Genomic DNA, 21,031 nt, shown 5'->3' with positions numbered 1-21,031 from the left:
GAGAGATGTATTCAATTTTAATTAAAGTTATATTAATGATACATATAATTAGCTAAGGAGAATATATAATGCAAATATACTGGACTAAAATTAATACTATTATAGAAGAAACACCTGAGGTTAAAACGTATATGCTCGACTGTCCGAAAGACTTTACATGGGAAGAAGGTTCCCACACCCACTTCGCACTGGAAGGTTTTAATGCGGGAGATAAACCAAACCGTAGCTTGATTCGTCACATGTCAATCTCCACTTTACCGCACGAAAATTTCATCGGTATCACAACACGCATCAGAGAGCAGTGCTCTGAGTTTAAAAACATATTAAGAAAACTTGAGGTTGGCGATGAGGTTGCAATCTTTAAAACACACTCAAATGTACCGCTTAAAAGAGAAGACAAAAATGTTTACTTGCTGTCATCAGGCGTCGGTCTGGCAACTTTTAGACCGCTTGTACTTGATTATTTCGATCGTGCTGATCACGTCAATCACATTCATTCGTTGAACATCGACTCATCAAATAATTTCTTATTCACGAATATTTTTGAGTCCGCACCTGACAAGAATTTCACATCACAATTCGTCGACACTCGTAAAGACTATTATGAAGAAGTGAAAAGTCTTTCGGCAGACAAAGAGGGACTCTTCTATGTTGTCGGCAGTGACGAATTCCTATTGCAGAACATTGCAGTTCTACGTGAGCAGGGCATCAAACCTGAACAAATTATGATCGACAAGCATGAACATTCGTTGCCTGAGTTTTTATCGATTGATATGTAAAATTTAGTCAGACTTTAATAAAGATCATTGTGTAATATTCCTTTAAAAACTTTTAAATAATGACATGGATTTTAGCAGGAAACCAGTGAAGTAAGTAATCACTTTGACAAAGCTTTTCCCAATTGGCACACGTCCTAACTAAGGATTTGTGTCTTTTAAAATTGAAGAGAGTATTTTGTGATTATTAGTAAAATGAAGGAATATGAAGAAATATGCAAATAAAAAAGTTGATTTTGAATTTAATTATCGACGAGTGAATAAAGGTATATTAATTATGTCAAGAATGAACATTGACACGTCACTGTTAGGTGTCCTATATGCGAGGTGGGAGGTTATGAGCGAAAGAAAACAAAAACGTGATGTGTATGTAGCTATCGCTGATCCAACAAGACGTAAATTGCTATATTTGCTGGCAGAGGCAGATGAATTACCTTTGTACGAGCTAACTTCGGAATTTCAAATGGGGCGTACTGCCATATCTAAACATTTGGCTATTCTTAAAGGGGCTGACCTAGTTACTGTACGTAAAGTAGGAAGAGAAACAAGATATCGAATAAATGCTACCCCATTGCAAGAAATTAAAGACTGGGTATCACTTCATGAGAATTTCTGGATAGAAAAAGTAGCACATGTAAAACAAAAGGTATCGGAGGAATAGACAATGGCAGATGTATCATTAGACTTTCAATTTACAAGTTCGATTGAGCAAGTGTGGAAGGCGTTAACAGATTCAGATATGCTGGCAAAATGGATATGGCAAAATGACTTTTCACCAGTAATCGGAGAAAAGTTCCAATTTCGTTCTGAGCCAAATGAATGGTGGGATGGAATCGTTAATGGTGAGGTTCTCGAAGTAGAGGAACCTCACATATTAACATACACTTGGGCAAGTGCTGGTGAAACGACTACGATCACATGGACGTTAAAAACAGGTTCAGATGGTAATACGCATGTACATTTTCAACAAACTGGTTTCAGTGAACAAACAAAAGCAACCAAAGGCGCTATTGAAGGAGCCAAATACAGTTGGACGAATTTTGGAGAGCAACTTAAAAAAATAGTGGAACAATGATTGCTTGTGGCTTTAGCTAACAGAACAAGCCTTGGTAGCGTATAATAAGTAACAATAAACAGAACACTAAATGGGCGTCATTTCCAATTAGTATTCTGTTTTTCGAATTAAGGAGAATTAGAAATTATACATCTGCTCCACTTGAATAGTAACCAATCATTTTTATTGAAATAAAATAAAGCCAAATAAAATAAAGTGTAGATGGTTGGATATTTGCATCCTTACTACTGCGTTATGAAATTCTTAAGAGAAGATAGAATGAAAAGCACTGTAAACGTTAAGAAAATTGACGTTCGCGGTGTTTTTCTTTGTTCGTATTCAGCTAATTCAAGCAGAATTTAATTTGTACGACAAAAACGTTTTGAACATCATCGCGATATCTGTCCAGAGATAGTGGTCGATCACTTAGCCCCATGATACGAATGCTTGACCTATATTTGTTCAGATATCGGTAAAAATTTCAAAGTCTTTAACTTTACGTCTATAGGGATTTTATCAGCATTCACAATAGCTCGCTTCGCCAAGTTCATCTGATTCAGCAGTTGTTGTCAGTGACGAATGCAACAACCGATTAATTCTCTACTATGCATTAATAGATCTTTAGGATTTCGGATCAAAATCCCATACTAACTTTACTTTAAGCTTTTGCTTACAAACTTCATGATACGAAGGAACCGGATAATTATACAACTCAGCTATTTGGATGAAAACAGTGATATGGAGCCCATACCCTTGTCACCGTTTAATATAGTGGTAAATATTCCCCGCCAGTTGAATGTTAAATAATTGCTGGCCATCTGTCAGATCGGTTGAAAGAATTTCTTCAATCCGTTTTAGGCGGTAGTTTAGCGTGTTGGTATGGACGTGAAGGGCGACAGCGGTTCGTTTGATGTTTTGGTTTTGACGCAAATAGGTAAGTAGTGTTTGCAACAAGTCCCCTTTGCGAGTTTGTTCGTAATGAATGAGCGAGCCGATGACTTCGTGGACGAAATCGAGCAGTTCTTCTTCTGAATTTTGTAAGATGAAACGCTGGATGCCGAGATCTGTGTAGGACAGGGCGCGTTCTTCAAAATGGTAGCTTTTCATGAATGTGATGCATTTTTCAGCTTCTTTGAACGATTCATGTGCGGCGGAAAGGTTTGATTTCATTCTGCCGATGCCGATAGTGATGTCGAGTTCACTGTATGTTTTTTCGATTTCCTGCTGCAAGTGCAAGGCGAGTTGTTTAATGCTACCTACTTGGTTTGCTGTCTGCAGTTTGGCAGGGTAGGAGAATAAGGCGGCAAGCTTGTTTTGATCGATGAGCGCAGCGCCTTGCGAGTTTTTTTCCAGGAAGTACTTATTTGTCATATGGAGCAGGTTGTTGATGACGTTTTCGCTGATAGCACCGTGCTGCAATTTGTCTTTGTTTTCGACGTTGATACTGACGGCGATGTAGTTGCGGTTCAAGTCGAATTGTAGATTTTTTGCCTGCTTCATTAATGTTTCATCGATTGCTTGACCGGATAATATTTTTGTCATGAATTCGCCCTGCAGACGCTGCTGTGTTTCAAAGACAGCTTGTACTTTGACGAGCTCGAGCATGATGACCGTGCAGATGTGTTCGAGCGCGTTGATTCCGGCTTCTCCGATTGGAACTTTTGAGACGATGATGAGCGTGCCGAGCGACTTCATTTTCGATTGTAGCGACAGTGCGATGAATTGATACGTTTCGGGGCCTAGCGTGATTTTAGAGACGCTGTACGGCCTATTGGGCGACTGGTCGTTCTGTTTCGCAAAGCGTCGTACTTCGCTTTTCATCTCTTCTGAAACAGGGGTGCGGCAGGCAGAAGCGGTCAGTTCGCCTATTTCATCGAATAAGAAAATATGCTCGCCGATTGTTTTGTAAATATAGTCGATAATGGATTGGATTCCTTCTCCGTTGACGACGAGATTGGCGATGTTGCGCTGCGTTTCAATCGAGCGGGACAGCTGCTGGACAATCTTTTTTTCTTTATAATAAATATTCGATTTTTCGAGCGCGATGGCAGCTTGCTCGGCGATCGCCTCTAACAGCTGCATATCCTCTTTTTTGAAATGAAGTGATTTATCGAATGAATCAAGCGTAATGACGCCTATGCATGTTCCTTTCGATAAAATCGGCGATGAAATTATCGAAGTGAAATGGAAATTATCAGGAATCGATTCGTCAAGAAGCGTTCGGTTGTCAGGAGTGAGTGTATCGAGCGCCTGTTTGATTTCTTCTTCGTTTTTAAACACTAGCCCTTTTTCCATTTGAAACGTCATACCCGTCATAGATTCGCCGCTGCTTAATTCAATAGATTTAAAGATTTGTGGATAAAACAAGCCATGCGCGGATTTGGCCATCAGGCGCTGTTTCTGCTGGTCGAAAACCCAAATTGAACCGCCTCCTGCTGCGTCTACTGCGGAAATTGCTTCACCAATAATCAAGTCGAAAATCGTTTCAATATCTAATGAAGAGTTAATGACAGTGGAAACATGTACAAGAGATTTGAGCTGGCGGTGAGTTAACGTGTCTTGCATAATCTATCATCCTAACCTTATGGTATTTTATGTTTTTTGTGTAAAACACACAAATTCTTTCGGAAAATCACACATGGAATTGACTTTTTATATTGTTTATAATTATAAGTGAATTGGAAATAAAATGAAAGCGTGTCTATTGAAAGTATACGAATAGATGAAAGCGTTTGCAATACAAGTGTTAATAGCACGATTTGCGGCAATGACAGAATGTAATGAAAGAATGGAGGGTATTGGATATGAATTTTGATTTAACGGATGAACAACAAATGGTGCGCAAGCTGGTTCGTGAGTTTGCGGAAGCGGAAGTGGCGCCGGGTGCAGATGAGCGCGATCGTACAGGGGAATTCCCGAAAGAGATTTTTGAAAAGTTTTCAGAGCTCGGATTGATGGGTCTACCATTCTCGGAAGAGTACAGCGGTGGCGGAGCGGATACGACGAGTTTTGCGATCGTTACGGAAGAATTGAGCCGTGTCTGTGCGTCGACAGGCATCACATATTCTGCGCATATTTCACTTGGCGGCGCGCCACTTCATTTATTCGGCACACCGGAGCAAAAAGAGAAATATCTTACGCCGATTTGTACGGGCGAATCGTTCGGGGCGTTTGGATTGACGGAACCGAATGCTGGGTCCGATGCAGGTGGTACAGAAACGACAGCTGTACTTGAAGGCGATGAGTGGGTCATTAATGGTTCGAAATGTTTCATTACGAATGCGAGTTATGCTAAACATCTTGCTGTAACGGCGATTACAGACCGTTCGAAAGGAACGAACGGTATCAGTGCATTTATCGTGCCAACTGATGCACCAGGGTTTACGATAATCGCAAACTACGAAAAGATGGGGCTTCATTCTTCCAACACGACGGAATTGATTTTGGAAAACGTCCGTGTGCCGAAAGAGAATCTTCTTGGTGAAGTTGGAAACGGTTACAAACAGTTTTTGGCAACGCTTGACGGTGGACGGATTGGCATCGCTGCGATGGGTGTCGGCATCGCGCAGGGAGCATACGAGAAGGCGTTAAATTACGCGCAGGAACGAAAGCAATTCGGTAGAAGCATTTCGAACTTCCAAGCGATTCAGTTCAAACTCGCGGATATGGCGATGAATATAGAACTGGCACGTAATATGGTGTATAAAGCAGCTTGGCTGAAAGATCAAGGCCGTCCATTCAAAAAGGAAGCGGCATTTGCAAAATTATTCGCTTCTGAAATGTGCATGCGGGTCTGCGATCAAGCAGTGCAGATTCACGGTGGCTATGGCTATATTAAAGAATACCAAGTTGAGCGTTTCTTCCGCGATGCGAAACTTTTAGAAATCGGTGAAGGCACGTCCGAAGTTCAGCGCATGGTCATTGCAAAACAGATCGGTTGCTGATTTGTGAAAGGATTTTTAATGAATTGACAAAGGGGCGATTGAATGGATATTGAACGAGTTTTACAATTAGCGGCAAATAGTAAACTTATTTATCCTAGTGAAGAAAAGGTGCGCTCGACGTCAATTGGTAGCGCAGAAGCTTTCCAAGAACTTCTCCAGCAGTCCCAAGAAGATCCGGCTGCATTTTGGGATCAGCAAGCCCGTGAGCTCGAATGGTATGAACCCTGGACAGAGACGATCAGCGGCACGCTTCCCGATTTCAAGTTTTTCGTTGAGGGCATTACAAATCCGAGTATCAATTTACTCGACCGGCATATACATAACGGCGCCGGTAACCGAACAGCGCTCATTTGGGAAAGTGAGAACGGCGATTCGAAGTTTTACACGTATTCGATGCTTCTTGCTGAAGTGAACCGTTTTTCCAATGTGCTTCGGTCATTTGGTGTGAAAAAAGGCGATTGTGTCGCGATTTATCTGCCGAACTTGGCGGAGGCGGTCATAGCGGTGCTCGCTTGTTTCCGTGTCGGGGCGATTTACAACGCAGTATTTTCGGGCTATTCCGAGCGTTCTTTGTCCGATCGTCTTGAAAGCTTTGAACCGAAAGTCATCGTCACAGCGGATGCAACAGTGCGCCGCGGCAAAGAAATCCGTTTGAAAGAAAAAGTCGATCAAGTAGCGCCTTCTACTTCGTCGGTGGAAGCGGTCATCGTTGTCAATCGCATGGGCATTGATATCGATATGCAAGAAGGTCGTGATTACTGGTGGCATGAGCTGACGGAAAAAGCGAGCATTCATTGCGAACCAGAGCGCCTTGAAGCAAATGAAAGCGGCATTGTTTTCTATACGAGCGGCACGACGGGCAAGCCGAAAGGGATCGTGCATTCAGGGACGGCATTTGTCGTGCAGAACTATGTCTACGCGAAATACCATCTCGACCATCGAGATGACGACGTATTTTGGTGTACAGCGGATATCGGCTGGTTGACGATGCATATTTGGGGCATCGTCGGATCTCTTGCGAACGGCGTCACGACAGTCGTTTACGAAGGAGCGATCGATTATCCCGAGAAGACACGTTTTTATGAAATTATTGAAAAATATCGTGTCAATAAACTATTTACCGCTCCAACAGCGTTGCGCATGTTGAAAAGCATGGGTGAGAAGCCAATCGAGCAGTTTGATTTATCATGTCTTGACGTAATCGCACTCGTCGGTGAGCCGTTCGATGCGGAGACATGGCACTGGACATATGAAGTGCTCGGCAAGAAAAAAGTTTATATTAACAACACTTGGGGGCAGACCGAAACAGCCGGCTCACCGATTTCAGGAGCAGCATGGCTGACGCCGATGAAACCCGGCTCTTCCGGCAAGCCATTTTTAGGCGCGGTGCTGGATGTCGTCAATGAAGTCGGCGAACCCGTGAAAGCCGGGCAGCTCGGCAACTTGATTATTAAACAGCCGTTCCCGATGCTGTGCCGGACGATTTGGAGAGAACCGGAACGTTACTACGGTTCCTACTACAGCCAAGTTGACGGCAGCTACTATGCAAGCGATCTCGCACTGATCGATGAAGATGGCTATATTTGGGTAGTCGGCCGTTCCGACGATGCGTTCAATGTCGCAGGTCACCGTTTGAGCACGATGGAAATGGAAAGTGCTGTGCTCGAATGTTCAGGCGTGGCGGAATGCGCGGTCATTGGTGTGCCGGATGAAATTAAAGGAGAAGTGCCTTTAGTTTTCGTTCGCCTTTCTGAAAATGCAGCAGACGGGCAGGAAGTTAAAGAACGGATTAAAGAAAACATCATTCGTCAAATCGGGAAAATAGCCCTACCGAAAGAGATCGTCATAACCGACTCACTGCCGAAAACGGTGAGTGGAAAAATTATGCGCCGTCTGATTAAAGAAATCGTTACGACAGGCAGTGTTGCAGGCGATGTGACGGGACTTGAAGATCCATCGACAGTTAAGGAACTTCAGAGCGTCATGGAAGCGAATACTGCGGGCAAATAAATGAACAGCAGAGCCGGTCTTTTTGTGGCCGTCCTTCTCTTTCTTAAATTGATACTGATAAAAGCTTGTTACATGATAAATTGAAAGGGTGAAAGTCATGTTTAAAAAGATTTTGATTGCAAACCGCGGGGAAATAGCGGCCCGTATTATGCGTACATGCAGAGCGCTAGGCATTAAGACGGTCGGTGTCTATTCTGAAGCAGATGCGGAAGCTGTCCATGTCAAGCAAGCGGATGAAGCATATTTGCTCGGCGGACCCCGTGTAACGGAAAGTTATATGAAAATCGATAAAATTTTAGAAGCGGCTCATCAGTCGAAAGCAGAAGCGATCCATCCAGGCTATGGTCTGCTTTCTGAAAATGCCGAATTTGCGCGCCGCTGCGAAGAAGAAGGATTCGTGTTCATCGGGCCTTCACCAGCAGTCATTTCTGAAATGGGCAGCAAAATTGCATCGCGCAAGGCGATGGAAAAAGCCGGTGTTCCAGTCGTACCGGGTGTCACCCGTTCGCTTGCAGACGCGAAAGAAGCGATTGAAGTGGCGGAAAGCATCGGCTATCCGGTTATGCTGAAGGCATCTGCAGGCGGTGGCGGAATCGGTATGCAAGTCGTCCACAGCGCAGATGAAATCGGCAAAGCGTTCGAAGGTAATCAAAAACGAGCTACTGATTTCTTCGGAGACGGCGCGATGTATATTGAAAAATTCGTCGAAAAACCACGCCATATTGAAATTCAGATTTTAGCGGACAATGAAGGAAATACAGTGTACTTATGGGAGCGCGAATGCTCAATCCAGCGCCGCCACCAAAAAGTTGTGGAAGAAGCACCGTCTTCATTCATTTCGGAAGAGACCCGAAAAAAAATGGGTGAAGCGGCGGTTAGAGCAGCGAAGTCTATCGGCTATAAAAACGCTGGCACAATCGAGTTTTTAGTCGATGCAGATCAAAACTTCTATTTTCTTGAAATGAACACACGACTGCAAGTAGAGCATCCGATTACGGAAGAAATTACGGGGCTTGATTTAGTGAAAGAGCAGCTTGAAATCGCAGCGGGAAAAACACTTTCATTTGCGCAGGCAGACGTCAAACGCAATGGGCACGCAATTGAAGTGCGGATTTACGCAGAAGATCCGAAAACATTTTTCCCTTCACCAGGGACGATCACGAAACTGAAGCTACCGGAAGGACCGGGCATCCGTCACGAATTGGCAGTCCACGGCGAGTCAGTCGTCACACCGTTTTACGACCCAATGATCGCGAAACTCGTCGTCAAAGGCAAAGACCGCGACGAAGCGATCGACCGGCTCCAGGAAGCGCTTTCGAACTACCATATAGAAGGTATCAAGACAAATATTCCGATGCTACAGGAAGTAGCAGCGCATGAAGCATTCCGTTCTGGGGAGACGACAACGGAATTTGTGGAAAAGTATTTGACGAAGAAAAAGATAAAACAAAAGTAGATGAATTGACACTGGGAGGAATTAGTATGACAGAAATTACAGCAAGCATGGCAGGAAGCGTTTGGAAAGTACTTGTGAAAGCAGGAGACGCAGTAGAAGAAGATCAAGACATCGCCATCTTGGAATCGATGAAAATGGAAATACCCATTGCTACTGATTTTGACGGCGTCGTAAAAGAAGTGAAAGTGAACGAAGGCGAATTCGTCAACGAAGGAGACGTCATCGCAATCATTGAATAAATCCTGTAGAAGGAGATGAAACGATGAAATGGCCTGAAACGATTACGATTAAAGAAGTCGGACCACGTGACGGACTGCAAAACGAAAAAATCTTCATTCCGACAGAAGACAAAATCGCCTGGATTAATAAGCTGTCCAAAAGCGGTCTTACATCGATTGAAGTGACGTCTTTCGTCAATCCGAAATGGATTCCGGCACTCGCGGACGCAAGTGTTGTGATGGCGGGCATTAAGCGGCAGCCTGGCATCTCTTACTCAGCGCTCGTCCCGAACCGCCAGGGGCTTGAACGAGCTTTTGCGGCGGGTATCGATGAAGCGGCGGTGTTCATGTCGGCGAGCGAAACGCATAATTTGAAAAATATTAATAAGACGATCGTGGATACATTGCCTGTATTAAAAGAAATTGTCCAAGATGCGAATGCGGCGGGCAAGAGGACAAGAGGCTATGTGTCTACAGTGTTTGGCTGTCCATACGAAGGAGTGGTCGATACAGAAGCAGTCGTCCGCGTGTCGGAATCTCTTTTTGAAATGGGTATTGATGAGTTGTCGTTGGGCGATACGATCGGCGTTGCGAATCCGAGGCAAGTCCAGGAAGTACTTGACGTGCTGCTGAAACGTTTTCCAGCGGACAAATTAGCGATGCATTTCCATGACACGCACGGGACAGCTTTAGCGAATGTCCTAGCCTCGCTTGATATGGGCATTACGGTGTTCGACAGTTCAGCTGGCGGGCTCGGCGGCTGTCCGTATGCACCGGGTGCTTCAGGCAACGCGGCGACAGAAGATGTATTGTATATGCTACACGGCATGGGGATTCATACCGGCGTCGATGAAGAGAAGATTTTAGCGGCGTCCGCGTTTATTCAAGAAAAAATCGGCCAGGCACTTCCAAGTAAAAACTTGCAGGCTGCCGGTGCGCATGATAGGTGAAGGACGTGAGTGGATGGGGCATAAAGTGGTAGTAGAGAAGCGTGGCGACGGAATTGCGGTCATTTTATTGAATCGTCCGGAAGCGGCGAATGCATTGTCAGTCGAGATGCTAAACGGGCTTTACGATGCGTTGCTAGAATGCCGCTACGATCGGGAAATCCGCGCAGTTATTATAACAGGCGCCGGTGAAAAAGCTTTTTGTGCGGGCGCTGATTTAAAAGAACGTGCAGGAATGAACCCGGTTGATGTGCGCAAGACGGTTTCATTGATCCGCCAGACGATTAACGGCATTGAATCACTTCCTCAGCCGGTCATTGCCGCAGTCAACGGTGTTGCGCTCGGGGGCGGAACAGAATTGGCGCTGGCATGCGACATCCGCATTGCAGCAGAGACGGCAGCGTTTGGATTAACGGAAACTTCCCTCGGCATTATTCCAGGAGCAGGCGGTACGCAACGTCTGCCCAGATTGATAGGCAAAGGACGGGCGAAGGAGCTTATTTTCACAGCGCGCAGAGTCGAAGCGGCAGAAGCATCGGAAATCGGGCTCGCTGAATACATTGTGGCACCTGATCTGCTGATGGCTAAAGCACTTGCTGTCGCGGGACAAATCGCATCGAATAGCCCGCTTGCTGTCGCGCAGGCGAAGTTCGCGATTGACCACGGCTATGATGTCGAACTGCAGACAGGGCTCGCATTTGAACAGAACGCCTATGAAGTGACGATTCCTTCACAAGACCGGCTCGAAGGACTGCAGGCATTCAAGGAAAAACGCAAGCCTGTTTATACTGGCGAATGATGAATGATCATAAGGGAGGCAGGACGATGACAACAGATACGAAATCTTTGCAGCAAGCATTGAATGAAAGAGTAGAACAGATTAAAAAAGGTGGCGCGCCGAAATACCATGAGAAAAATGCAGATCAAGGGAAAATGTTTGTCCGGGACCGCTTGAAATTATTATTCGATTCGGATCTTAAAATCGAAGACGGTCAATTTGCGAACTGCATGGCGGGCGATCTTCCTGCTGACGGAGTTGTGACAGGCATGGGGAAGATTAACGGCCAAGTTGTTTGTGTCATGGCGAATGATTCCACAATTAAAGCAGGCTCATGGGGTGCGCGGACAGTGGAAAAAATTATCCGCATCCAGGAAACCGCTGAAAAATTAAATGTGCCACTCGTTTACTTAGTCGATTCAGCAGGCGCACGGATTACGGATCAAGTCGAAATGTTCCCAGGTCGCCGGGGTGCAGGAAGGATATTCCAAAATCAAGTAAAGTTATCCGGCCGCATTCCACAAATCTGTGTCTTGTTCGGACCGTCTGCTGCGGGTGGTGCGTATATCCCAGCGTTTTGTGATATCGTCATTATGGTCGATAAAAACGCTTCGATGTATCTCGGATCACCACGCATGGCAGAAATGGTCATCGGTGAAAAAGTAACGCTCGAAGAAATGGGCGGCGCGCGCATGCACTGCACAACTTCAGGGTGCGGCGATGTGCTCGCCAAAAATGAAGAAGACGCAATCGCAGCGGCGCGGAGATATTTATCGTATTTCCCGGCAAGCTTTTCGGAAAAGCCTCCTGTACATGATGCTGTGGCACCGAAACAGCTGGATAAGACACTGGAGGAAATCATTCCGAAAAATGAAAACGCTCCGTTCAATATGCACGACTTGATCAAAGGGATTATTGATGAAGATTCATTTTTCGAAATTAAGAAACTGTTTGCAGGCGAGCTCATTACTGGCCTTGCGCGCATCGATGGAAAAGCGGTCGGCATTATCGCGAACCAACCGCGCGTTAAAGGCGGCGTGCTATTCCACGACTCTGCCGACAAAGCGGCAAAGTTCATCAATCTCTGCGATGCATTCCACATCCCGCTGTTGTTCTTAGTCGACGTGCCTGGATTCATGATTGGAACAAAAGTAGAACGTGCAGGCATCATCCGCCACGGTGCAAAAATGATTTTTGCGATGTCAGAAGCCTCAGTGCCGAAAATTTCTATCATCGTCCGCAAAGCATATGGCGCAGGATTGTACGCAATGGCAGGCCCGGCATTTGAACCAGATGCGTGTTTAGCGCTGCCAACTGCTTCCATCGCGGTCATGGGGCCAGACGCAGCTATCAATGCAGTCTACGCAAATAAAATCGCTGCGTTGCCTGAAGAAGAGCGCGCAGCTTATATTGAAGAGAAGCGTAATGAATACAAAGAAGATATCGATATTTACCACTTAGCTTCTGAAATGATTATCGACGGGATCGTCCCGGCAGACTCACTGCGTGATGAGTTGATTACGCGCTACGAAGCGTATGCGACAAAATATGTCCAGGTTACAGACCGCAAGCATCCGGTTTATCCGGTGTGATCGAAGGCGACAGCCTACGCGTCATCATGAACTGAACCCCAAATGATAGACACTTTAAAAAGTGACTCCATTTGGGGTTTTTTATGGCACTTCCTTTGTAAACTGAAAGTAACTATTCAGCTAGAAGCGTTTTATATGAGTAAAATAATTTTCAATGAACATCGACGTAGACAGTTAGATTTAAATCCTAGTGTTTACTCTGTCTTAGATTGGATGATTCAACATATACCGGAATTTGAAACTTTTGCTGTTAATGAGATTGGGTCCCTCACAAAAAAATGACTTCTGGCAGAAGACTCCCGCTACAAAGAATGATTCAGGTATAGCCCCTTGAGTAAGCGGGAGAAGAATGTCGGTTGGCACTAGCCAAAGTATGTATTCATCTGCTATAATCAGAACATACATTCCCGTTAATAGAGATGATATTATTAATTATTTTAAAGGAGGTCACATAATGGTTTTTTCAAAATATCTGGCAAGTATCGATCATCCCGACCATCGTGAACGGATGGAAGAAGTGTTGAAGTGGGTTGCTAATGAATTTCCCGATTTGGAACCGGTCATCAAATGGAATACGCCAATGTTTTCTAATCATGGCACTTTTATAATTGGTTTTTCCGTAGCAAAGCATCATATGAGCATTTCACCCGAATACGCAGGGATTGCGAAATTTGCAGATGATATTGCAGAACTCGGCTACAGCGCAACTAAAGGCTTGTTTAAAATTCAGTGGAATAAGCCAATCAATTACGAATTGCTTAAGAAAATTATTGAGTTTAATATAGAAGATAAAATTAATGATAAGAGCTTTTGGCGTAAATAGACAAGCGAAACTAAACAAGGGATAGAAGGCACAAGAGGAAGACATACTAATTACTGCTGACAAATTAAAAATGAGTATATATCACAACCTGTTTGTTTTTAATTAATGGAATGGTAATGTTTGAATATATGTACTGAAATAAGATTTGTATTTAAAAAAATTAGATAAAAAGAAGGAGGAAAAAAGATGGGAAGAGTAGTTCACTTTGAAATTCACGTAGACGACATGGCAAGGGCACAAAAGTTTTATGGGGATGTATTCGGATGGACCTTTCAGGACTGGAGTGAGTATGCAGGGATGCCTTATTATGGAGCAGTGACTGGTGATAGTGAGCTTGGAGTGGATGGAGCATTAATGCAACGTCAAGGTCCGCGTCCAGAACGTAACCAACCACTAAATGGCTATGCTTGTACTATAGGAATCGATAATTACGATTTAACGGAAGCAAAAATTATTGATGGTGGAGGCAGTGTTGCATTACCTAAATACGCGTTGCCAGGAATGGCTTGGCAAGGCTATTATTTGGATACCGAGGGTAATGTTTTTGGGCTTCATCAACCAGATAAAAACGCAAAATGACAAGTTTTTTTGTGGGGAATATAATCTTAAACTAAAGAGACGTTTTGTTCCGCAATGATTTTAATGGGTTTATTTGCAGATCAACTACATTAGTTTTGATTAAATTAAAGGAGTGGTGGAATATGGCTGTCGATATTTATTTAACGTTTAATGGAAATTGCCGTGAAGCTGTTGAATTTTACACAGAGGTTTTTGAAACAGAAAAACCTAATATTATGACTTTTGGGGATCAATCACCAAATCCAGAATACCCTCTTCCAGAAGAAGCCAAAAACTTAATTATGCATACTCGTTTAGCTATCGAAGGAAGCACTGTGATGTTTTCAGATACGTTCCCTGGTTCTCCTTTCACGCTTGGCAACAATATAAGCCTAGCTTACCAATGCGCCGAAGCGAAAAAGTTACAAAAGATTTACGGAAAACTAAAAGAAGGTGGAACTGTTGGGATGGAGCTCCAAGAGACGTTCTGGGCAAATCTTTATGGTAGTGTCACTGATAAATTCGGTGTAATTTGGCAATTGAGTGTAAACAAAGAAGACGCAGCTTTTTAATAGCGCTCAATTTAAACTGCTTAATAATTCATGATTAATTGTATTGATTAGCTGTTTCAACTATATTTCATACATTCATTAGTGAATGAAAAAATTATGTTTACGATAAATTGCTATTGAGCAATACGATAATTAAGTATAAGGGGTGTAAGTATGAGTAAAGTTTCATCTACTCGTTTGAAAATGATAAGAAATTTTGAAGTAGCTCCTGAAAAAGTATTTGATGCTTGGTTAAAACCAGAAATGATGGGAAAATGGTTCTTCACGTTGGAAGGAACGAATAAAGTGACTCGAAATAATCCTCAAGTAGGCGGTACTTGGGAAATTATTGACCACAGAGGAGGACAAGATTACCGTGCGATTGGCGAATACCTTGAACTTGATTCTCCTAAAAAAATCAAGCTCACTTTTAAGATGCCAGAAATGAGCGATTTAGAAGATACGATAACAGTTGAGCTAAAAGAGCTCGAGCAAGGCTGCGAGATGACATTCACACAATTGATCCATGTTGCTCAAGAATCGAATTGGACAGATTCTGAGATTGAAAAAGCACTTGACGAAATGCGTGATGGTACTGAAGTAGGTTGGAATTATATGTTTATGGGACTAGAGGAATTAGTTGAAACAGGTGAAGTTAGCTACAAAGGGTAATAAATGTTGAAGTAGCTAGTTAAAATAGTTCAATCAAAAATAAAGTTTATGTAAAGAAAGGGAAGTTAAATATGAAAGACGTCAAACCTTTTTTAATGTTTCAAGGCGGTACCGCAGAAGAAGCTATGAAATACTACACTTCACTCATCGATGAATCAGAAATTAAAAGTATTACTCGATACGGAGCGGAAGGGCCAGGTGAAGAAGGTACAGTTATACAAGCGTTATTTTCGTTGAAAGGACAAGAGTTCATGTGTATCGACAGCCATATCGATCACGAATTTACGTTTACGCCATCATTTTCTATTTATTTAACATGTGATTCTGAAGAGGAAATTGACAGACTTTATGAAAAAATGATGCAAAATGGTACAGCCCTCATGCCTTTAGATAACTATGGCTTCAGTAAAAAATTCGGATGGCTGAATGACCAATTCGGAATTTCATGGCAGTTGAACTTACCAGAGTAACGTAGTTGTAAATGCAATCTGAGATATTTCACAATCGGTTGCTTAATTGAAAGCCTAGGCACACTTTTTATTTTATAAACAAAATAATATACAATTAAACGCTGACCCCATTTATTTAATGTAAATGAAGCCAGCGTTTTTCAATTAACAATAATACGAAAGCTTCAAGAAGGTAGTTTCAGTTTCTAGAAGAAGATGTATAGATATGCTAAGTAATAAAAATGTGTTCTTAATTGGAGTATATTTATTGTTAATCGATAAATTGAGTGTTAAAGTGAAATTTACAATATAGAAGATAAATGAGGTGCGTTTTATGAAACGAGGAACAACGCTATTTTTAAAGATAGCTGTCATATTCATAGGAATTCCGGTTCTAGCTTTATGCATATTTTTATTGCCGCAGATAGCGAGTGAGGCAAGTGAAGCGGCAGATAGAGGTTGGGATTTTGCTTATGTGGTATATAGTATTTTAGCAATCATGTATATTTCGGTGATTCCATTTTATTTCGCATTATATCAGACCTTTAACTTATTAAACTTTATTGATAAAAATCAAGCCTTCTCTAAGTTATCAGTTAGGGCTCTAAAGAAAATTAAATACTGTGCAATCTTAATCAGCGGCTTGTATGTAGTAGCTCTTCCATTCATCTTTATTATGGCGGAGATAGACGACGCTCCGGGTCTCGTAATAGTCGGAATGATCCCTATCTTTGCATCCATAGTGATTGCCGTCTTTGCTGCTGTTCTGCAAAGGCTTTTAAAAGAAGCAATAGATATAAAAGAGGAAAATGATTTAATAGTCTGAGCTGAGGTGAATAACATGACAATAATAATCAATATTGATGTGATGTTGGCTAAAAGGAAAATGAGTGTTACAGAACTTTCCGAGCGAGTTGGAATTACAATGGCAAATATCTCAATACTGAAAAATGGAAAGGCGAAGGCGATTCGACTATCTACATTGGATGCGATTTGTAAAGCTTTAGAGTGTCAACCTGGCGATATATTAGAATACAAAATGGACGAAGATACTGTATAGTCCAAATTAGAAAATGAATGAATGTAACAAGTTTTATAAAAGGTTTAAAGATATAGAGCATTTCCGTGGAATATGGAATGTTCTATATTTTTGTCTATAATAAAATGAATTTATATCACTGTTGGCCTAGCTTTTTTGAAACTGTGATTTCTAGGTAGAGAAAAAAGAGAAATCGCGATATGATAAGGATAGCTCAAACTTTATTGTTCATGGAATAAAGTTTGTTATTCGTACAGATCTATATGTTGTCAGATGTTTAAGGGGGAATTGGTTTGGATATTTATCAGGAGTTTTCAGCCCGGCATTTTGGGGCTTATTTGGATTCGGAAGAATTCTTGGATTATATGCTGCGTCAGTGGTTGCTTAAAGGGCGTCACTTAGATGTTTGTCACGTCATCGACCATCCTTCGTTTACGAAAGTGATTAACGAATGCAGGGGTGATGAACGGTATGCATTGCTCGTAGAACTATCTGACTTGTATGGCAGTGAAATTACGCTAGCGAGCCAGTATAATGAAACATTACTCGCGCTAGCTTACGGTGAAGAATTCGATCCGTTTGAGCTGGATCAGGATACTAAAGCAAAAGGGGATTGGCGGTACCATCTTTGGTTCTATTTCTTCAATAATGAAGGACATGTGGCGGATTCTTGGCAACTGTTTAATTCAAAAATATACCCGTTATGTGCAACCTTGAATAACACACGTGCCGATCATATGCAGACACTTGCTAGATACTTCAATGAACTTAGTGTGCTAATGGATAAAACACGCGATCCCGATATTTTAGAAAGCGTAACGAAAAAGACCATTATGAATCTGTATGATCTGTTTTTACAAGTCGTTCATAACGATACATTGATCGATTTTCCGACGAAGCGAAGTTTTTGTGAACGCTTGATTCATATGATGAAGTACAAGGAAATGCACAGTGTCGGTCTGGAATTCTATATCACATTCAATGATCTATTCGATTTGAATGATATACCAACCGTCATGAGCTTGGTGAATCTTTCTAAGTCTGCCTATGATTATCACGCCGTGCATGTTTTGCATGGTGATATGCAAGCAATTCAATATCGCATCGAGAAATACAAAGGGGATATCGTTTCGCAACTAACGAAGGTTTCCGAGTACATATTAAGAATGAAAAATGTTATTGAAGAACAACATGGTGGCAAGATACAGGAAGATTCCTTTATACAAGCCGATTTCAATTTTTTCTTTTACGAATGCGAAATAGAAGAAATGTGTACGGCGAATTTCTCTGAATTGCCGTTTGAAGATCAAGACGCTATATTAAGGAATTTATTGAACGCAATGATTTGTTTTTATAAGGCAGATAAAACATTAACTTCAGAGGAAGGAAATGTGAAAGAACCAGCTTTAAACTTATTGATTGGCTGGGAATTAGGCAATGAAGGCATGAAGTTAAGAAACCGAGTTCTCTCATTGGTGCCTGACGAAGGAATCGAATACCGCGAAATTATGGTTACGGACGCTTTAATTCAATTAAATGAATTCCTGACAGAGTTTTACTTGAAAGATTTATCTTCAGAAGTTGAAGCGGTGATACAAAAGGCTGACCAATATGATTTGGAACCAATTGATTCTAATCAAGCGGCGACGCTGTTGGAAGAGACCTTTACATCACTCACTTCTCAAAGTGCCCTACTGTTCAATGAGGAAGAGAAAGAGCGCTTTGAAAAAGCGGGAAGACAATTGCCATTTTTATTAAAATCTAATGAAGTGAAACGTCTTTTAACGACTGCTGAAGCGAAATGGCAAGGAATTGAAAAAGACTTTCAACGGGAAAATCAACAATTCGGTCAAAAAGCCACTTTTATTATGGCGGATTATATAAAGGCTGTGGAAGAGTTTTTCGGTCATGTTCTAGTTAAAGCTAGGGCGGATAAACAGACAATGCCTTTAGTAGACGTAGCAATGCCTGAATCCGGATTAACTTCTGTCGAAATCGGTAGTGAAGAGTATTATCACTATGTCACGCTCGGGAGTTTCTATCATTATCTTAGCGCAAACGGTACGAGTTTATTAAAAGAAAATGTAGATAAAGTACATGTGGTAGCGTACTTCACGCACTGGGTGAACAGTATTCGCGCATCCTCATTCAGTAAAGAAGTTGAGCTGAATATCGAAACGGCACAAGTCTTAAGAAGAGAGACACTAGTCCTACTAAGACGCTTGGTTGCGGACTTAGCGAATTAAAACTCAAACTTTAAACAAACTATGAACCTTAAATCAATTCGTTGACTATATACCCTGAGGGGTATATAGTTTATTTAAGATAACTACTAAATAAGGGGATGGCGAGATGAAGATTGTTGTAATTGGCGGAGTAGCTGGTGGAGCTTCAACAGCTGCACGTATTCGACGCATGGATGAGCAAGCAGAGATTATTATGTTTGAAAAAGGACCGCATGTATCTTTTTCTAACTGTTCTTTACCATTTTATCTCAGCGGAATTGTAGAAGATAGTAACAAACTAGTGTTAATGGATCCGGTCGCGTTTAAAAACAAATATAATATCGAAGCGCGTGTTAGCCAAGAAGTGATAACCATTAATCGCAAAGAAAAAACGGTGAGTATTTCGCATGTGCTGACAGGCGAAACTTATGAGGAGAGCTACGATCGACTAGTGTTATCTCCAGGAGCCAGTCCAATCGTTCCGAATTTGGAAGGTGTAGATTCGAAACATGTTTTCACCGTTCGCAACGTGGAAGATATTGAGCGTCTGAACAACTATGTACAAACGAAAGACATAGACAATATAGCGGTTATCGGTGGTGGTTTCATCGGTGTAGAAGTGGCAGAGAACCTAAAGCTTGCTGGACGGAATGTTTCGTTAATCGAATTTGCCAACCAGGTCATGATGCCTTTTGATTATGATATGGCTCAAATTTTGCATAAAGAATTAATGGATAAAGGGATCAAAGTGATAGTTAACGATGGGTTGGCTAAAATTACTGATAACAACGTTACGTTGAATTCTGGTAAACAAGTTGATGCGCAAGTAGTAGTTTTAGCAATTGGTGTTCGTCCCGAGACAAAGCTGGCGAAAGATGCCGATCTTGAAATCGGAGAGCTTGGTGGTATTAAAGTAGATGCCAATTACCGCACGAGTGATAAATCGATTTATGCAGTCGGAGATGCCATTGAAGTGTATCACCAGTTACTTCATAAACCGACAAGACTGGCTTTAGCTGGTCCTGCTCAACGTCAAGCACGTGCCGCAGCGGATCATATGTATGGGATTCCACATCAAAACAAAGGAGTCATCGGTTCATCAAGTATCCAGATTTTTGATCTAGTAGCAGCTTCGACAGGCCTCAATGAAAAACTGGCGACTTCTGCAGGAATACAGCATGACAGCGTTTATATTATTGCATCCGATAAAGTTGCATTGATGCCTAACAGTAACCCGCTTCACTTCAAATTAGTATTTGAAGTACCGACTGGGAAAATATTAGGGGCTCAGGCAATTGGTAAAGGAAATGCCGATAAGCGAATTGATGTCATTGCAACACTCATCTCGATGGGGGGTACGCTTGAAGATTTAAAAGAGCTAGAGTTAACCTATTCACCTATGTACAGTACAGCTAAAGATGTCGTCAACTTGGCTGCACTTGTAGCTCTTAACATTCTATACGGCCGTTATGAGCAAGTTCATGTATCGGAAGTGCGTGGATTAGTAGAACAAAATGCAGTGATTATTGATGTGCGTGAAGAAAATGAATTTGCGAAAGGACACTTAGTGAACGCGGTGAATATACCACTCAGTCAGCTGCGCGACCGCATGGAAGAAGTGCCTAAAGATGTACCCGTCTATGTTCATTGCCGCTCATCACAACGTAGTTACAATGCATTGATGGCCTTGCAGAACAGTGGATTTGATAACATCGTGAATATATCGGGTTCATTCCTTGGTATTTGTTTATATGAGTATTTCAATGATGTGAACTCAGATAGAGAGAAAATTGTAACGGAGTATAACTTCAATTAACATTAATTTATTACCTAAGCTCCCATTTGGAGAGCTTAGGTTTTTTTGATTAATGAACTGAATTGTAGACCACTTTGCTTTTTTAATATAATATTAAAAAGTGATCAGGTTTACGTAGATTAT

General features: G+C 42.1%; 20 protein-coding genes. 19 read left to right on the top strand and 1 reads right to left on the bottom strand.

Annotation, left to right across the window (positions count from 1 at the left end; all coding sequences use genetic code 11):
• The first annotated feature begins 68 nt into the window (after positions 1 to 68).
• The 3 genes from CSV72_RS04875 to CSV72_RS16850 all read left to right on the top strand — a co-directional run bounded on the left by CSV72_RS04875 (position 69) and on the right by CSV72_RS16850 (position 1,851).
• Positions 69 to 779: a dihydropteridine reductase gene (locus tag CSV72_RS04875; protein ID WP_099677379.1), complete on the top strand. Its 711-nt coding sequence runs from the start codon at positions 69 to 71 to the stop codon at positions 777 to 779.
• A 334-nt stretch (positions 780 to 1,113) separates the two neighbouring features.
• Positions 1,114 to 1,437 (top strand): ArsR/SmtB family transcription factor, encoded by a 324-nt coding sequence (locus CSV72_RS16855; RefSeq protein WP_199170053.1) that lies wholly within the window; start codon positions 1,114 to 1,116, stop codon positions 1,435 to 1,437.
• A gap of 3 nt (positions 1,438 to 1,440) precedes the next feature.
• Complete coding sequence (locus tag CSV72_RS16850; protein ID WP_199170052.1) at positions 1,441 to 1,851, top strand: SRPBCC family protein; 411 nt, start codon at positions 1,441 to 1,443, stop codon at positions 1,849 to 1,851.
• A 735-nt stretch (positions 1,852 to 2,586) separates the two neighbouring features.
• Here the strand turns inward: CSV72_RS16850 and CSV72_RS04865 are convergent.
• On the bottom strand, positions 2,587 to 4,395 hold the full coding sequence (locus tag CSV72_RS04865) for a helix-turn-helix domain-containing protein (RefSeq protein ID WP_099677378.1): 1,809 nt from the start codon (positions 4,393 to 4,395) through the stop codon (positions 2,587 to 2,589).
• A 239-nt stretch (positions 4,396 to 4,634) separates the two neighbouring features.
• On the opposite strand from CSV72_RS04865, the gene CSV72_RS04860 reads away from it, so the two are divergent.
• From CSV72_RS04860 to CSV72_RS04780, 16 genes are all read left to right on the top strand, one after another.
• A complete protein-coding gene (locus CSV72_RS04860) occupies positions 4,635 to 5,774 on the top strand; it encodes an acyl-CoA dehydrogenase (RefSeq protein ID WP_099677377.1) in 1,140 nt (379 codons plus the stop codon).
• 42 nt (positions 5,775 to 5,816) lie between these two features.
• Complete coding sequence (gene acs, locus CSV72_RS04855; protein ID WP_099677376.1) at positions 5,817 to 7,784, top strand: acetate--CoA ligase; 1,968 nt, start codon at positions 5,817 to 5,819, stop codon at positions 7,782 to 7,784.
• A 97-nt stretch (positions 7,785 to 7,881) separates the two neighbouring features.
• On the top strand, positions 7,882 to 9,240 hold the full coding sequence (locus CSV72_RS04850) for an acetyl-CoA carboxylase biotin carboxylase subunit (RefSeq protein WP_099677375.1): 1,359 nt from the start codon (positions 7,882 to 7,884) through the stop codon (positions 9,238 to 9,240).
• Between the two features lie 26 nt (positions 9,241 to 9,266).
• Complete coding sequence (locus tag CSV72_RS04845) at positions 9,267 to 9,479, top strand: acetyl-CoA carboxylase biotin carboxyl carrier protein subunit (RefSeq protein WP_233190367.1); 213 nt, start codon at positions 9,267 to 9,269, stop codon at positions 9,477 to 9,479.
• 23 nt (positions 9,480 to 9,502) lie between these two features.
• Positions 9,503 to 10,408 (top strand): hydroxymethylglutaryl-CoA lyase, encoded by a 906-nt coding sequence (locus CSV72_RS04840; RefSeq protein ID WP_099677373.1) that lies wholly within the window; start codon positions 9,503 to 9,505, stop codon positions 10,406 to 10,408.
• Between the two features lie 13 nt (positions 10,409 to 10,421).
• On the top strand, positions 10,422 to 11,204 hold the full coding sequence (locus CSV72_RS04835) for an enoyl-CoA hydratase (RefSeq protein ID WP_099677501.1): 783 nt from the start codon (positions 10,422 to 10,424) through the stop codon (positions 11,202 to 11,204).
• 26 nt (positions 11,205 to 11,230) lie between these two features.
• Positions 11,231 to 12,775: an acyl-CoA carboxylase subunit beta gene (locus CSV72_RS04830; RefSeq protein WP_099677372.1), complete on the top strand. Its 1,545-nt coding sequence runs from the start codon at positions 11,231 to 11,233 to the stop codon at positions 12,773 to 12,775.
• A 451-nt stretch (positions 12,776 to 13,226) separates the two neighbouring features.
• The gene (locus tag CSV72_RS04820; protein WP_099677500.1) at positions 13,227 to 13,598 is read left to right on the top strand and encodes an iron chaperone; all 372 of its coding nucleotides are present in this window, start codon (positions 13,227 to 13,229) and stop codon (positions 13,596 to 13,598) included.
• A 186-nt stretch (positions 13,599 to 13,784) separates the two neighbouring features.
• Entirely contained in the window at positions 13,785 to 14,177 is a 393-nt protein-coding gene (locus tag CSV72_RS04815; protein ID WP_099677370.1) for a VOC family protein, read from the top strand.
• A 122-nt stretch (positions 14,178 to 14,299) separates the two neighbouring features.
• Complete coding sequence (locus tag CSV72_RS04810; protein ID WP_099677369.1) at positions 14,300 to 14,728, top strand: VOC family protein; 429 nt, start codon at positions 14,300 to 14,302, stop codon at positions 14,726 to 14,728.
• A 153-nt stretch (positions 14,729 to 14,881) separates the two neighbouring features.
• A complete protein-coding gene (locus CSV72_RS04805) occupies positions 14,882 to 15,379 on the top strand; it encodes an SRPBCC family protein (protein ID WP_099677368.1) in 498 nt (165 codons plus the stop codon).
• Positions 15,380 to 15,450: 71 nt separating this feature from the next.
• Positions 15,451 to 15,849 (top strand): VOC family protein, encoded by a 399-nt coding sequence (locus CSV72_RS04800; RefSeq protein WP_099677367.1) that lies wholly within the window; start codon positions 15,451 to 15,453, stop codon positions 15,847 to 15,849.
• Between the two features lie 313 nt (positions 15,850 to 16,162).
• Positions 16,163 to 16,654: a DUF2975 domain-containing protein gene (locus CSV72_RS04795; RefSeq protein ID WP_099677366.1), complete on the top strand. Its 492-nt coding sequence runs from the start codon at positions 16,163 to 16,165 to the stop codon at positions 16,652 to 16,654.
• Positions 16,655 to 16,669: 15 nt separating this feature from the next.
• A complete protein-coding gene (locus tag CSV72_RS04790) occupies positions 16,670 to 16,888 on the top strand; it encodes a helix-turn-helix domain-containing protein (RefSeq protein ID WP_099677365.1) in 219 nt (72 codons plus the stop codon).
• Positions 16,889 to 17,160: 272 nt separating this feature from the next.
• Positions 17,161 to 19,113, top strand: coding sequence for a hypothetical protein (locus tag CSV72_RS04785; RefSeq protein ID WP_099677364.1), 1,953 nt, complete (start codon positions 17,161 to 17,163; stop codon positions 19,111 to 19,113).
• Positions 19,114 to 19,219: 106 nt separating this feature from the next.
• Positions 19,220 to 20,908 carry an FAD-dependent oxidoreductase gene (locus CSV72_RS04780; RefSeq protein WP_099677363.1) on the top strand — a complete coding sequence of 563 codons (1,689 nt, stop codon included), beginning with the start codon at positions 19,220 to 19,222 and terminating at the stop codon, positions 20,906 to 20,908.
• The last annotated feature ends 123 nt before the right edge of the window (positions 20,909 to 21,031 follow it).

The organism is Sporosarcina sp. P20a, assembly GCF_002743175.1.
GTDB lineage: Bacteria > Bacillota > Bacilli > Bacillales_A > Planococcaceae > Sporosarcina.
The sequence above is the reverse complement of the archived record's forward strand: the minus strand, read 5'-3'. Positions and strand labels throughout refer to the sequence as shown.

Coding starts and splice junctions, on each gene's coding strand:
- CSV72_RS04835 (WP_099677501.1), top strand. CDS start 10,422: ATGGGGCATAAAGTGGTAGTAGAGAAGCGTGGCGACGGAATTGCGGTC.
- CSV72_RS04800 (WP_099677367.1), top strand. CDS start 15,451: ATGAAAGACGTCAAACCTTTTTTAATGTTTCAAGGCGGTACCGCAGAA.
- CSV72_RS04865 (WP_099677378.1), bottom strand. CDS start 4,395: ATGCAAGACACGTTAACTCACCGCCAGCTCAAATCTCTTGTACATGTT.
- CSV72_RS04780 (WP_099677363.1), top strand. CDS start 19,220: ATGAAGATTGTTGTAATTGGCGGAGTAGCTGGTGGAGCTTCAACAGCT.
- CSV72_RS04845 (WP_233190367.1), top strand. CDS start 9,267: ATGACAGAAATTACAGCAAGCATGGCAGGAAGCGTTTGGAAAGTACTT.
- CSV72_RS16855 (WP_199170053.1), top strand. CDS start 1,114: ATGAGCGAAAGAAAACAAAAACGTGATGTGTATGTAGCTATCGCTGAT.
- CSV72_RS16850 (WP_199170052.1), top strand. CDS start 1,441: ATGGCAGATGTATCATTAGACTTTCAATTTACAAGTTCGATTGAGCAA.
- CSV72_RS04810 (WP_099677369.1), top strand. CDS start 14,300: ATGGCTGTCGATATTTATTTAACGTTTAATGGAAATTGCCGTGAAGCT.
- CSV72_RS04875 (WP_099677379.1), top strand. CDS start 69: ATGCAAATATACTGGACTAAAATTAATACTATTATAGAAGAAACACCT.
- CSV72_RS04805 (WP_099677368.1), top strand. CDS start 14,882: ATGAGTAAAGTTTCATCTACTCGTTTGAAAATGATAAGAAATTTTGAA.
- CSV72_RS04840 (WP_099677373.1), top strand. CDS start 9,503: ATGAAATGGCCTGAAACGATTACGATTAAAGAAGTCGGACCACGTGAC.
- CSV72_RS04795 (WP_099677366.1), top strand. CDS start 16,163: ATGAAACGAGGAACAACGCTATTTTTAAAGATAGCTGTCATATTCATA.
- CSV72_RS04830 (WP_099677372.1), top strand. CDS start 11,231: ATGACAACAGATACGAAATCTTTGCAGCAAGCATTGAATGAAAGAGTA.
- CSV72_RS04860 (WP_099677377.1), top strand. CDS start 4,635: ATGAATTTTGATTTAACGGATGAACAACAAATGGTGCGCAAGCTGGTT.
- CSV72_RS04815 (WP_099677370.1), top strand. CDS start 13,785: ATGGGAAGAGTAGTTCACTTTGAAATTCACGTAGACGACATGGCAAGG.
- CSV72_RS04850 (WP_099677375.1), top strand. CDS start 7,882: ATGTTTAAAAAGATTTTGATTGCAAACCGCGGGGAAATAGCGGCCCGT.
- CSV72_RS04790 (WP_099677365.1), top strand. CDS start 16,670: ATGACAATAATAATCAATATTGATGTGATGTTGGCTAAAAGGAAAATG.
- acs (WP_099677376.1), top strand. CDS start 5,817: ATGGATATTGAACGAGTTTTACAATTAGCGGCAAATAGTAAACTTATT.